The sequence below is a fragment of the Actinophytocola sp. NPDC049390 genome, assembly GCF_044466355.1.
GTDB lineage: Bacteria > Actinomycetota > Actinomycetes > Mycobacteriales > Pseudonocardiaceae > Actinophytocola.
The window spans coordinates 144,968-157,703 of the sequence record NZ_JBITMQ010000007.1; the positions used below are offsets into that span (position 1 = coordinate 144,968).

Here is a 12,736-nt window from a genome sequence, read left to right on the forward strand (position 1 = left end):
AACTCATACTGTCCGGGAGCGCGACTCGCGGGTGTTGGTGACCAACGCGGTTACTTTGGGTTGGACTGTTTCCAGGTGGGTGGCCACCAGGCCTATTCGGGTGCGGCGGTGTAGTACGTCGTCGGCGTCCATGGCGCCTTCCACGCGGACCGCCCACTCGACCTCGCCCGCGGTGATCGGCAGGTCCGGGGCCAGTGGCGTCGGGTCGATGGCCGCGACCTGCTCGGCTTCCGTGCCGTACTTGGCGACCAGCCGCGCCGGTGCGTCCACTGTGGACAAAGTGGTGCGCGGGGCGGCGCCGACCAGCGGTAGTCGCCGGGTGCGGGACCTGCCGGTTGTCAGGTTTCCCTTCTCCGCCGCCGCGTCCACGGCGTCCTCCGCCATGCGGCGGTAGGTGGTGAGCTTGCCGCCCACGATCGTCAGCACACCCTCCGGCGACGTCAGCACGGCGTGCTTGCGGGACAGGTCCGCGCTGCGGCCCGGCGCGTCGAGCAGCGGGCGCAGGCCCGCGTAGCTGCCGAGCACGTCGGCCTTCGTCAGCGGGCGCGCCAGCACCGACGACGCCACGTCGAGCAGGAAGTCCACATCGGACTCCGGGGCCACCGGTTCGTCCGGGATGTCGCCGTCGAACGGCTCGTCCGTCAGGCCCAGGTACACCAGGCCGTCCTGCTGGGGCAGCAGCAGCACGAACCGCGACCGCGCGCCGGGAATCGGCACGGTCAGCGCCGCGCCGCCCAGCCCGACCGCCTCGGCCGACACCACCAGGTGCGTGCCGAGCGAGGGCCGCAACCGCACCGACGGCACCAGCTTGCCCGCCCACACGCCGGTCGCGTTGATCACCGTCCGCGCGCGCACCTCGACGAGCCGCTCGCCGTCCCGCACCTCCGCCGACGTGCCGGTCAGCGCGGTCACGGGCGCCCGCGTGATGATCTTCGCGCCCAGCCCGGCCGCTGTCCTCGCGAGCGCCACCACCAGCCGCGCGTCGTCGGTCAGCTGCCCGTCGAACGACAGCAGCCCGCCACGCAGGTCCGACGACCGCAGGCCCGGCGCCAGCGCGAGAGCCTCCGGCGCCGACACCCGGCGCGGCGGCGGCAGCAGCGCCGACGGGGTGCGTGCCGCCCGCCGCAACGCGTCACCGGCGCGCAGCCCGGTCGCGATGAAGGCGGCGTTGCCGCGGGAAACCCTGCTCTGCAAGGGGATCAGCTGCGGCAGCGGCCGCGACAGGTGCGGGGCGGTGGACGTCATGAGGATGCCGCGCTCGACCGCGCTCTCGTGCGCGAGCGCCACGTCGCCCTTCGCGAGGTACCGCAGCCCGCCGTGCACCAGCTTGCTCGACCACCGAGACGTGCCGAACGCGAGGTCGTGTGCCTCCAGCAGCGCCACCGACAACCCGCGTGCCGCCGCGTCGAGCGCGATGCCCGCGCCGGTCACGCCGCCGCCGACCACCAGCACGTCGACCACCTCGCCCGCCGCCAGCGCGGCCAGTTCCTCGGTGCGGCGTGCCGCGTTGAGCGCGGTGTTCACGGGCGCAGCGCCACGTCGAGCAACCTGGTCAGCTCGGCGAGCAGGTCCTCGAGGTCGAGGTCGGACGTCGACGGGCGGATGGTGAACACGTACGGCTGCAGCAGCAGGAAGATCGTGCGGGCTTGGATCGCGAGGTCGGCCTCGCGGATCGAGCCGTCGGCCTGCCCGGCCGCGAGCTGCGCGCGCAGGTACTCCTCGGTCATGTGCTGGCTCGTGCCGACGCGCTCCATGATGTACGGCAGGAGCAACTCCGCGTCACGCTCGATCACCGCGTGCATCAGCGGGTTCGTGGCCAGCGCGCGGATGGTGTGCACCGACGCGACCACGAGGCCGTCCCGCGCGGTCGGTTCGTCGCGCGCGACGTCGTTCGCCTCGGCCAGGACCTTGCCGAACTCGCGGGTGATCAGCGCCGACAGCATTCCGCGCACGTCGGGGAAACGGCGGTAGAGCGTCATCCTGCTCACGCCGGCGGTCCGCGCGACATCGCTCAACGTGGTTCTGCGTACACCGACGGCGAGTACGCACTCCATGGCCGCGTCGAGCAACAGATCGTCAGCGACACGGTTGGGTGACGGAGTGTGACGGATGGACGTCATGTGTCACACTATACTCCGTGACCAACAACAGTGACCACCTCGTTCGCGGTGGGTGGACGTCGGCCGGCGGGCAGGACGTCATCCTGCCCCCTCATGCCACCCGCTGGCTAGCGGCGCGCACAGGTCTTGACGCTCGTCCGACGCCCGCCGCGCCGGACTCCGCGCTCACCGTCGCCGAGTCGGCGTTGCCGGAGCAGGTGCACAAGGCGCTCCGCGCGGTGGTCGGGGAACGGCACGTGCTGACCGGGCGGGACGACCGCCTCGGTCGCTCCGGTGGACTGTCCTATCTGGACCTGTTGCGGCACAGGGGATCCGGTCCGCTCGCGGTGCCGGACGCGGTCGTGGTGCCCGCGGACCCGGCCGAGGTGCAGCAGGTCGTCGAGGTGTGCGCCACGCACGGCATCGGGCTCGTGCCGTTCGGTGGCGGCACGTCGGTGGTCGGCGGTGTCGCCGCGTTGCGCGGTGACAAGCCCGCGGTCGTCGTGCTCGACCTGGTGCGGCTGGACAAGCTGGTGTCCGTGGACCCGGTTTCGCGGCTCGCGGTGTTCCAGGCCGGGGTCGTCGCGCCGGAGGCGGAGCGGTTGCTCGCCGTGCACGGGCTCACGCTCGGCCACGTGCCGCAGTCGTTCGAACGCGCCACGATCGGCGGGTTCGCCGCCACGCGGTCGTCCGGGCAGGCCTCGTCCGGGTACGGGCGGTTCGAGGACATGGTCGAGGGTGTGCGGGTCGCGACGCCCCGCGGCGAGTGGCGGCTCGGGGTCGCACCGGCGTCGGCGGCCGGACCTGACCTGCGTCAGGTTGTCGTCGGCAGCGAGGGCGCGTTCGGCGTGATCACCGAGGTGACCGTGCGGGTGCGGGAACTGCCGACCGTGCGCCGCTACGAGGGTTTCGTGGTCGACGGCTGGGAAGCCGGTGCCGCCGCGGTACGCCGGCTCGCGCAGGCGCGGGTACTCGCCGACGTCACCCGGCTCTCCGACCCGCAGGAGACCGAGGTCGGGCTCACGCTCTCCGGTGGCTGGAAGACCGCGGTGGTGCGGAAGTACCTGCGGGCACGGGGAATTCTCGAACCCTGCCTGCTGATCCTGGGCTGGGAGGCGACGTCCACAGAGGACCTTGCGCACCGGCGCCGTGCCACGTTGCGGGTGCTGCGCCAGGGACGTGTGGTGTCGCTCGGCACGCCGGCTGGGGAGACGTGGCGGCACGGCCGGTTCGCCGGTCCCCGGCAGCGGGACGCCTTGATGGACAAGGGAGTCTGCGTCGAGACACTCGAGACCGCCACCTACTGGTCCAAGCTGAGCACGTTGCGCACCGAGGTCCGCGCGGCGCTCGTCGGGGCACTGTCCGCGCCCGGCCGCACGCCGATCGTGGCGTGCCACATCTCGCACGCCTACGAGACCGGCGCGTCGCTGTACTTCACGACGATCGTGCCGCGCGACACCGGAGACCCGGAAGGCCAGTGGCAGCGCGCGAAAGCGGCCGCCTGCGAGGCCATTTCGGACGGTGCGCTCGGGACGATCTCGCACCACCACGCGGTCGGCGTCGACCACGCGCCGTACCTGGGCAGGGAGGTCGGCGAGCTGGGACTCGACGTGCTCGCCGGCGTCAAACGTACGCTCGACCCCGACGGCGTGCTCAATCCCGGGAAACTGGTGCGGTAGGCCTGCGCACGACCCCGGACCACACGATCGCGAGCGCCCCGGCGAAGAACATCGGCCACGAGTAGGCGAGCCGGGTCGCGATCGCGCTCTCGCACGTGTTCACGTACGTGGCGAGCACCTCGTCGCCCGGTTCGTCCAGCTGTGCGGCCAGTGGCCCGGTCTCGACACCGCCGATGGTGTTGCCGCACGTAACCTGACCGGCGTCAACCGGGTTCGCGTTCGCCACCCGCACGGGCAGCAACGCGAGCAGCAGGCCGAGCAGCAGCGCCGCGAGCGCGAGGATCGCCCAGAACGTGCGTGGCGTGATCATGATCTTCGCGAGCGGGTCGGCCGGTTCCGGCGGCACGGGCTCGATCACGGTGGGCACCGGTTGCCGCACCGTCTGCTGGGTTGCGAGGTCGGGCTCGGTGTTCATGGCGCAAGCCTGCCTGTTCGACGTGCGTGTGAACAGGGAAACGGCGAAAAAGGTCGCTCCAGGGAGCGAACCGGCGCTACCGCGGGTAGTACGCGCTCGTGTCGAGGCGGCCGTGGTCGCACACGGGGCCGAACTCGAAGTCCACCTCGAACGACGCTTCCTCGTCCGGCGGGGACACCTTGATGCTCGACGCCGCGGGCTGGCACTGGCCGTCGGTGGGCTCGTCCTCGGCCGCGACCACGCTCCAGCGCAGGATTTTCGCGGCCGCCGCGTCCGGTCGGAGCCGCACAAGCGTCGGCACCGGGTTGAGATTGCGTTCCGCGTTGGTCGGCAGGGAGTTCTTCTCGACGTCCAGCAGGTCGAGGCGGCCGTAGCCCCACAGCGTGCACACCTGCTGACTCTTGTTGCGCACCACCAGGGTCGCGCGTCTGCTGCCCGCGTCCGCGTCCTTCGGTTCGACGCTGCCCGTCAACATCGCCGCCGTACAGCGGTTGTCCTGCGCGGGCGGGGTCGAGGCGCCTCCGGTGAACCGCGGTGGCGGCGACGGCGACGACGTGGTCGGTGCCGCCGATTCGGTGGTGGTGCTCGTCAAACTCGTCGACGAGTCACCCGCCGCGGTCGGCCGAGCACCGCATCCGCTCAGCAGCACGGTCGCGAGTACCGCGATCGCACAGAGTCGGTCATGCCGGGCCACGCCCTCACCTCCGAGACGGATCCGCGGTCGCCCACGGGGCCGTTAGCATACGCAATCCCTCGAAACCGCCCGCCCACACATACGTCCAGCAGAGTTGCCCGCCCGGTAACGCAACGCGCACACGGTGGTACTCCGCACCTTCGTAATCGTCCACAAGGGACAGTGCGGCGGTGGGTCTTGCCAGGTCGATCACCCAGCCGGACACCCCGGGTCCCTCGCCGAGCCGTAGCGCGGGGTAGCCGAGCCCGGTGTCGAACAACGTGCCCGGGAGCGCCGCCGCGCGGGGTTCTCCCGCCGCGTGGGGTTCGAGCCGCCACCAGTCCGACGCGCCAGGTTGGAGCGTGCCGTAGACGAACAGGCGGCCGGGGAAGTCCGCCGGTTCCGGCGCACCCGTAACCTGACGCACGTCAAGTAGGTCGGTGTCCGCGGGTTCGCCGACGAGCGCGGCGGCGCCGGACTGCGGAACGTCGAGGCAGCGCACGGGTTTCCCGGCCACCAGCAGCGGCATCCTGCGGGGCGCCGCGGCGACGTACGCGAGCGGGCCGTCGACGATCGTCCCGTCCGCCAGCCTGACCTCGCCGGTGTCCACGCGTGCGAGCCGGTACCGCTCGCCGCGTCCCTCACACCTGTCAAGTACGGCGACCTGCTCCTGGGTGGCCAGCCAGATCGAGTGGTCCTCCACGTTGCCGGGCATCGCGGTGAGCGTGGCAGGCCGCTGGTCGTCGACCACCCGCAGGCCGCTGGCCCACACCGCGGCGACGTCCGTGCAGCGCGCGTTCAGCAGGACGGCCGGGCCCGGGAGACCGAGCGCGTCGCGAAGCCAGGTGATCTTGGACGGGCAGACGTTCGAGCCGTAGCAGAGCACGGGCACGCGCTCGGCGAGCGGCCGCGCGCCCCGGTCGGCGAGCCATGCGTCGAGGTCGGTGCCGTCGACGCGCCAGCACGACGGCGCCACCGGGTCGGGGCGGAGTGCCCACCCGGTGGCGTCGTCGTGCACGTAGGAGAACGGTGGGCGGCGGCCCGGGTAGGGCACCGCCGGGTACTCCTCGTCGGCGAAGCTCACGCCCCTACCGTGTCAGAGACGCGGCAGCTTCTTCCACGGCGGCGCGATGATGTAAGCGACGCCACCCGGGCCGCTGGAGATCCCACCTGACGCGTTGTAGCGCTTCGTGCGCAGCCAGATGTTGGCGAACTGGTCACGCTTGTAGACGTTGCGGACCGCTTCGTTGCTGCTGGAGGCCGGGTCGTTCGCGATCACGTCGCCGTTCTCCGTGAAGCCGACGACCACCATGATGTGGCCCGCCGTGCCGTAGCCGGCGCCGTCCAACTCGCTCGCGAGGAACGACTGCGACGTGATCACTGGGATGCCCGCCTTGATGAACTTCTCGAGGTCGGTCATGGACGACAGGCGCGTGATGTGCCCGTTCAGCCCGAACGACGCGGCGTAGGCGGTGTTGAACGGCCAGTTGCCGGTGCCGTCGTAGTCGTGGTCGTAGGTGAAGCGGGCGGCGTGCGGGATCGTCGGGTCGGCGATCTCCGGGTCGACCCACTCCAGGTCCTCGTCGCTGGGCCGCTTGCCCCAGTACTCGACCACCATCTCCGTCGAGGTGGGGCTGCACCAGGCCTCGCCACCGCCGCCGTACTCCGGGTACTCGCCCGCGTGGACGTTCTGCGAGTAGCGCGGGACCCGCAGCTCGACGCCCCACGCGCCCGCGGACGGGCCTGCGGGAACGGTGAACCGGTCGGGGATGTTCGAGGTCATGGCGCCGACCATGGACAGCTTCGGCGTCGCCCGCGTGCCGCGTTCGCGGTAGAGGGTCACGCGGAGCTGGTAGCTCGCGATGGCCTGCTCGGCGACGAACGTGTCGACGTCGACGTACCCGACGGCGTCCTCCTGGTCGGGGATCGTCGTGCGGACGATGTCGCTGTCGCCGAGCGCCCAGCGGGCCATCGTGTACCAGCGGCTCGTGGTGCCGTCGCCGGTGGTGCCCTGCATCTCGACCGTCAGCCAGGTGTTCTTGGGCGTCTTCGCGTTCCACGAGGCGACGAGCTGGGTGGCGTCGAAGCCCTGCCTCCGCACGGGAGAGGTCCAGCGGCCGTACTCGTAGGTGCGGGTGGTGCCGAGGTCGGGTTCGGTGTGCTCGATCGTGCCGACGGGTCGGGAGATGACCAGGCCACCCGGGGTGGGGAGGAGGCCTTCGGCACGGCCCTTCATGAAGTCGGAGGTGGACCGCCACTGGTGGAAGTCGACGGGCGCGTCGTCCGCGACCGGCTCGGCCATCGCCGGAACAGAGGACAACGACATGACCAGAGCGACTCCAAGCCCGGCGGCAAGACGTATCGGGTGTACGCGCATGCGAACGATTTTCCAGTGCCGCACACGCCATGTAAATGCCCCACTCAGCCGCGAACCAAGCCCCCACCCCGCGAGTCGCGTTCTCAGACACCGCGAGTCGCGCGCCCAGACACATCGAGTTGTGCGTTTCGTGCATGCGGATGTGCTGGGCGTGTGCACGAAACGTACAACTCGGTATGTGCGGGAGCGCGACTCGCGGTGTTCTTGCGCGCGACTCGCTGTGTGCGGGAGCGCGACTCGCGGTGTCCTTGCGCGTGACTCGCTGTGTGGGCGGGCGCGACTCGCGGGGTTCTGGGGGTTAGGTCTGGTCTTCTTCTTCTAGTTCTTTCAGGAAGTCGGACCAGAACTGTTCTACGCAGCGTTCGTAGCGGATGCCCAGTTCGATGGTTTTGACCTGCCAGCGGTCCGCGTAGTCGACGATCTCCGCTCGTTGGTCCTCGTACGCGTCGGCGCGCAGGCGGTGGGACTCGTGGCGGTCGCGGGCCAGTTGTAGCAGGTCCTTGCGGGTGCCGAAGTTCAGGAAGAAGAGTTTCAGCAGGCCCAGGTCGCGCACCTCGGTCTGGTCCACCGTCGGCGCCGACAGCCATTCGCGCAGTGCCTCACGGCCCGCGGGGAGGATCGAGTAGGTGCGGCGGCGCCTGCCGCCCTCCTCGACCTCCTCCGCCACGTAGCCGTCCGCGACCAGCCGTGCGGGCTCGTCGTACAGCTGGGAGTGGGCGAACGCCCAGAAGTTGCCGATCGTGTTCGCGACCCACTGTTTCAGGTCGTAGCTCGTCGCCGGCGAGTAGCTCAGCATGCCGAGCACGACGTACGACGTCGCGGTCAACTTCCTTGTACGAGGTTCCGGCACGCGGCCGACCATACCCACCCCGCACGGTCGATGCCGACCATATGGCCTACCCCATAGGGGGCGTCACAGCACCGCCTGGCTCTGGGTGACCCTCGCTACCAGGCGTTTCTCGTCATCGACAACGTCGGATTCGACTACGATGATGCGCCGCCCGACGTGGAGCGGACGGGCTATCGCGGTCGCGTGACCCGATCGCACCGCGCGCAGGAAGTTGGTCTTGGACTCGATCGTCGTCGTGCCCTCCGCGCCCGACGGCAGGTTGAGGAACGCGCACAGGGCGCCGACGTTGTCCGCCAGCGCCATGAGCACCCCGCCGTTCAACGCGCCGCCCGAGGTGCACAGCTCGGGGGCGTACGCCACCCGGCCGCGCACCTCCGCCGCGTCCGCGGCGAGCACCTCGATGCCGAGGTGCGCCGCGAACGGGACCACCTTGCCCAGGTCGACAGCGGTCATGACAGGTGCGTGATGTCCAGCGAGCCGTCCGAGGCCGACGCGCGCAGCCGCTTCTTGTCGAACTTGCCGACCGACGTCTTCGGCACCTCGTCGATGAACGTCCAGTTCTCCGGCAGCTGCCACTTCGCGACCTTGTCCGCCAGGAACTCCTGCAGCTCAGCCGGGGTGGTCGTCTCGCCGGCACGCAGCACCACCGCCACCAGCGGGCGCTCCGACCACTTCTCGTCCGGCACGCCGATCACCGCGGCCTCGGCGACCGCCGGGTGCGCCATCACGGCGTTCTCCAGGTCCACCGACGAGATCCACTCGCCGCCGGACTTGATGATGTCCTTCGACCGGTCCGTGAGCCGCAGGAACCCGTCCGGTGTGATCGCGCCGACGTCGCCGGTACGCAGCCAGCCGTCCGGCGAGAACTTCTCCGAACCCTCCTCACCGGCGGAAACGCGGTAGTACGACGCCGCGACCCACGGGCCGGCGACCTCCAGCTCACCGACGGCCTCGTTGTCCCACGGCAGCTCGTTGCCGTCGTCGTCCATCAGCCGCGCACGCACCGACGCCGGGAAGCGGCCCTGCAGGACCCGGTACTCCCACGCGTCCTCCGGCGACAGGCCGGCGGGCGCCCGCGACACCGAACCGAGCGGTGAGGTCTCCGTCATGCCCCACGCGTGGATGATCGTCACCCCGAGCTTGTCGAACGCCGCCATCAGCGACGGCGGGCACGCCGACCCGCCCACCACGGCCCGCTCCAGCGGCGCCAGGTCCTGCGGCTTCTGGTCCAGGAGCGCGAGCAGGCCCTGCCAGATCGTCGGCACGGCACCGGCCATCGTCGGCTTCTCGGCGGCGATCATCGCGGCCAGCGGCTCGGGCTGCAGGAACCGGTCGGGCATGATCAGCGACGCACCCACCATGAGCGCCGCGTACGGCAGGCCCCACGACATCGCGTGGAACTGCGGAACGATCACCAGGGCCCGGTCTGCCTGCGACAACGCCATCGAGTCGGTCATGCAGACCTGCATCGAGTGCAGCCAGATCGACCGGTGCGTGTAGACGACGCCCTTCGGGTCACCGGTCGTGCCGGACGTGTAGCACATCGCGGCCGCCGCGTTCTCGTCCACGGACGGCCAGTCGAACTCGTCCGGCTGGCCGGCGAGCAACTCCGCGTACGAGTGGACGGTCACGCCCTCGGGTGCTCGCAGCGACGACGCGTCACCGTTGACGACCACGACGTGCCTGACCGTGTCGAAGGTCGGCAGCACCTTCGCCAGCAGCGGCACCAGGGTGCCGTCGACCAGCACGACGTGGTCCTCGGCGTGGTTCGCGACGTACGTCAGCTGCTCGGGGAACAGGCGGATGTTGAGCGTGTGCAGCACGGCCCCCATCGCGGGCACCGCCAGGTAGGCGACGAGGTGCTCGGTGTTGTTCCACATGAACGTGCCGACCCGCTGGTCGGACGTGACGCCGAGACCGCGCAGCGCGTGCGCGAGCCTCGCCGCCTCCCGCCCGACCTCGGCGAACGTGCTTCGGCGCGCCTCGGTGCCGGTCCACGTCACTACCTCGGCGTTCGCGTGGACGCGACTGCCGTGGCGAAGAAGGTTCGCGATGGACAGTCGACCGTCCTGCATGGTGCCCAACATCGCTGTTCAGCTCCCGTGTACTGGTGGGTACGTTATGGCGCACATTAGTGCCGAAACGGGCCCTGTGAATACGGGTAACCGTGTGTGTCGGACCCCCAGAAGGTGGGTTACCTGCGGTTTCAGCGAGAACTCTTAGCGTGTCGCGCGTATGTTGCGAGACGTAGATGTGTTTACTGGCAGCGGCGCCGCGGGGGAGCGGTCCAGGAAAGCTCCTGGTCGTCGGCCTGCGCGGGACCCGCCAGCAGTCGGATTAGGAAGGAACACCACGGTGGCTCTGCCCACGTTGACTCCAGAGCAGCGCGCTGAGGCGCTGGCCAAGGCGGCGGAGGCGCGCAAGGCGCGCTCCGAGCTGTTGGCGTCGATCAAGTCCGGCGAGCGGACCATCGCGTCGGTGCTCGGCAAGGCCAAGGAAGACAAGACGATCGGCAAGACGAAGGTCGCTGCCCTGCTCAAGGCCGTTCCGGGCCTCGGTGCCGTCAAGGTCGCCGCGCTGCTCGAGCAGACCGGTATCGACCCGGACCGCCGCGCCGCCGGACTCGGCGAGCGCCAGCGCTCCGCGCTCATCGAAGCGCTCAACTGACACAGGTTTCATCAGGGCCCGCGGGTACCGTGCCCGCGGGCCCTGAACGTGTTCAAAATCCTACCCGAGGGGGAGTTTGGCGGCCGTTCACGCGGGCATGATGATGGGGTGATCGAGGACTACCGCCCCGGCTCGTTCCTGCTGACGTCCCCACATCGGGCTCTGCTCGCGACCGGCGAGCGGCAGGTCGTCACCGAGAGCGACCCGGACGAGCTCGCCAAGCGGGTCACGAAGCTCCTCGTCGACTCGGACGTCCCGGTCGCGGTCGGCGCGCTCCCCTTCGACACCGGCCCGGACAGCGCCGCCGCCCCGCACGTGGTCCTGCCGGACGCGGCCCGCTGGTCCGGCCCGCTGCCCGCCCGGCCACGACGGCCCGTCGGCGCCGCCGCCTCGGTCGAGCCGGTGCCCTCGCGCGCGGGCTACGCGCAGGCGGTGGCCGCCGCCGTCGAGTCGCTGCAGGCCGGTGACCTGCGCAAAGTGGTGTTGGCGCGGGCGCTGCGGCTGACCATGGCCGCCCCGGTCGACCTGCGCACCCTGCTCGGCAACCTCGTCTCCGACAACGCCGCGGGCTTCACCTACGCCGTCGACCTGCCGTGTGCGTCCGGGCGCAGGACGCTCGTGGGCGCGACGCCCGAGATGCTGCTGTCCCGCACCGGCACGAGCGTCGTCGCGAACCCCCTCGCCGGGTCGATCCCCCGCGAACAGGACCCCGAGGCCGACCGCGCCGCCGGTGCTTCCCTGCTCGCGTCGGCGAAGGACCGTGACGAGCACCGCGTCGTCGTGGAGGCCGTGGCCGACGGGTTGCGCCCGTTCTGCCGCGCCCTCGACGTGCCCGCCGAGCCGTCGCTGATCAGGACGAACGCGGTGTGGCACCTGTCCACCCGCGTCGAGGGCGAGCTGCGCGACCCCGGTATCACGTCGTTACGGCTGGCCAGCGCCCTGCACCCGACCCCGGCCGTCTGCGGGACGCCGTCCGACGTGGCCCGCTCGACGATCACCGCGCTGGAGCCGTTCGACCGCGGCTTCTACGCGGGCGCGATCGGCTGGTGCGACGCCGACGGCGACGGGGAATGGGTGGTCGGGATCCGCTGCGGCGAGCTGACCGAGCCGGTGTCCGGGCCGCCGGTCATGACCCTGTACTCGGGGGCCGGGATCATGCCCGCGTCCGTGCCGGAGCTGGAGGTCACGGAGACCTCGGCGAAGTTCCGGACGCTGCTGCGCGCGATGGGCCTGCACCTGGAGGGTTAGCCGAGTGCGCCGATCAGCGCGGCCGCGTCCCGCTCGGTGACCTTGGGTTCGTCGGTGCCGAAGACGGCCACGCACGCCCGGTAGCCGTCGCCCACGTCGAGGTCGGCCATGTGCACGGCCGCGACGTCGACCTCGGGTGCGTTGGACGCCACCACACGGGGCGGCTCGTCGTACGCGCTGAGCGTCAGCTTGCTCATGGCGACCGACATGCCCTTGCCGGTCGCCTTGACGACGGCCTCCTTGCGGGCCCAGTACGTGAAGAACGCCGCCTTCTTCCTCGCGGGCGGAACCTTCTCGAACGCGGTCAGCTCCGCGGGGGAGAACGCGATCCCGGCGAGCCCGTCGACCTCGGCGTCCCGCACCTCCTCGACGTCCACACCGACCGGGGTGGCGTCGGTGAGCGCGAGCGCGACCCAGTCACCGGAGTGCGAGATCGACACCTCGAGCCCCGCGACCTTCGGTTTGCCGTGCGGCTTCCCGCAGTCGAAACACGACGCGTCGATGACGACGTCCTTGGCCGCGACCCCCAGCTCAGCGGCGGCCACGCCACGGATGAGCGCGCGGCCGGTCAGAAACCGCTGCTTGTCGATCTCCCGGCGGTAGCCGTCGAAGCGGGTCTGCTCGACGTCGTCGAGGAGGTTCAACAGGCCGGGCGTCACCGCGGCCGGGCGCGCCCACCACACGTCGCATCGCATACCCCGATCATGCCGCAACGGCACTGGACATCC

The 12,736-nt window shown here is 70.8% G+C and carries 13 protein-coding genes; 3 read left to right on the forward strand and 10 right to left on the reverse strand.

The window, feature by feature from the left end:
* Positions 1-3 precede the first annotated feature (3 nt).
* Complete coding sequence (locus tag ACIBVP_RS21100; protein WP_396107887.1) at positions 4-1,524, reverse strand: glycerol-3-phosphate dehydrogenase/oxidase; 1,521 nt, start codon at positions 1,522-1,524, stop codon at positions 4-6.
* The gene (locus ACIBVP_RS21105) at positions 1,521-2,120 is read right to left on the reverse strand and encodes a TetR/AcrR family transcriptional regulator (RefSeq protein WP_396107889.1); all 600 of its coding nucleotides are present in this window, start codon (positions 2,118-2,120) and stop codon (positions 1,521-1,523) included. Before ACIBVP_RS21105 ends, ACIBVP_RS21100 begins: the two co-directional genes overlap by 4 nt.
* Before the next feature lie 17 nt (positions 2,121-2,137).
* On the opposite strand from ACIBVP_RS21105, the gene ACIBVP_RS21110 reads away from it, so the two are divergent.
* A complete protein-coding gene (locus tag ACIBVP_RS21110; protein WP_396107890.1) occupies positions 2,138-3,778 on the forward strand; it encodes an FAD-binding oxidoreductase in 1,641 nt (546 codons plus the stop codon).
* Here the strand turns inward: ACIBVP_RS21110 and ACIBVP_RS21115 are convergent.
* From ACIBVP_RS21115 to ACIBVP_RS21145, 7 genes are all read right to left on the reverse strand, one after another.
* Positions 3,753-4,193, reverse strand: coding sequence for a hypothetical protein (locus ACIBVP_RS21115; protein WP_396107892.1), 441 nt, complete (start codon positions 4,191-4,193; stop codon positions 3,753-3,755). The genes ACIBVP_RS21110 and ACIBVP_RS21115 overlap by 26 nt on opposite strands.
* 76 nt (positions 4,194-4,269) lie before the next feature.
* Positions 4,270-4,887 carry a DUF4232 domain-containing protein gene (locus tag ACIBVP_RS21120; RefSeq protein ID WP_396107893.1) on the reverse strand — a complete coding sequence of 206 codons (618 nt, stop codon included), beginning with the start codon at positions 4,885-4,887 and terminating at the stop codon, positions 4,270-4,272.
* Between the two features lie 4 nt (positions 4,888-4,891).
* Positions 4,892-5,950 carry a gamma-glutamylcyclotransferase gene (locus tag ACIBVP_RS21125; protein ID WP_396107894.1) on the reverse strand — a complete coding sequence of 353 codons (1,059 nt, stop codon included), beginning with the start codon at positions 5,948-5,950 and terminating at the stop codon, positions 4,892-4,894.
* A gap of 12 nt (positions 5,951-5,962) precedes the next feature.
* Positions 5,963-7,168: a C39 family peptidase gene (locus tag ACIBVP_RS21130; RefSeq protein WP_396107895.1), complete on the reverse strand. Its 1,206-nt coding sequence runs from the start codon at positions 7,166-7,168 to the stop codon at positions 5,963-5,965.
* Positions 7,169-7,541: 373 nt separating this feature from the next.
* Positions 7,542-8,093, reverse strand: a complete 552-nt coding sequence (locus tag ACIBVP_RS21135) for a PadR family transcriptional regulator (protein ID WP_396107896.1) — start codon at positions 8,091-8,093, stop codon at positions 7,542-7,544.
* Positions 8,094-8,156: 63 nt separating this feature from the next.
* Positions 8,157-8,546, reverse strand: a complete 390-nt coding sequence (locus tag ACIBVP_RS21140; RefSeq protein WP_396107897.1) for a PaaI family thioesterase — start codon at positions 8,544-8,546, stop codon at positions 8,157-8,159.
* Complete coding sequence (locus ACIBVP_RS21145) at positions 8,543-10,180, reverse strand: long-chain fatty acid--CoA ligase (RefSeq protein WP_396107898.1); 1,638 nt, start codon at positions 10,178-10,180, stop codon at positions 8,543-8,545. The genes ACIBVP_RS21140 and ACIBVP_RS21145 overlap by 4 nt, the downstream gene beginning before the upstream one ends.
* Positions 10,181-10,448: 268 nt before the next feature.
* On the opposite strand from ACIBVP_RS21145, the gene mihF reads away from it, so the two are divergent.
* Together mihF and ACIBVP_RS21155 are read left to right on the forward strand one after the other, a co-directional pair.
* Positions 10,449-10,760 (forward strand): integration host factor, actinobacterial type, encoded by a 312-nt coding sequence (gene mihF, locus ACIBVP_RS21150; RefSeq protein WP_396107899.1) that lies wholly within the window; start codon positions 10,449-10,451, stop codon positions 10,758-10,760.
* Positions 10,761-10,868: 108 nt separating this feature from the next.
* Positions 10,869-12,008: an isochorismate synthase gene (locus ACIBVP_RS21155; RefSeq protein ID WP_396107900.1), complete on the forward strand. Its 1,140-nt coding sequence runs from the start codon at positions 10,869-10,871 to the stop codon at positions 12,006-12,008.
* Here ACIBVP_RS21155 and ACIBVP_RS21160 read toward each other — a convergent pair.
* Positions 12,005-12,703, reverse strand: a complete 699-nt coding sequence (locus ACIBVP_RS21160) for a 4'-phosphopantetheinyl transferase family protein (RefSeq protein ID WP_396107901.1) — start codon at positions 12,701-12,703, stop codon at positions 12,005-12,007. The genes ACIBVP_RS21155 and ACIBVP_RS21160 overlap by 4 nt on opposite strands.
* Between the last annotated feature and the right edge of the window lie 33 nt (positions 12,704-12,736).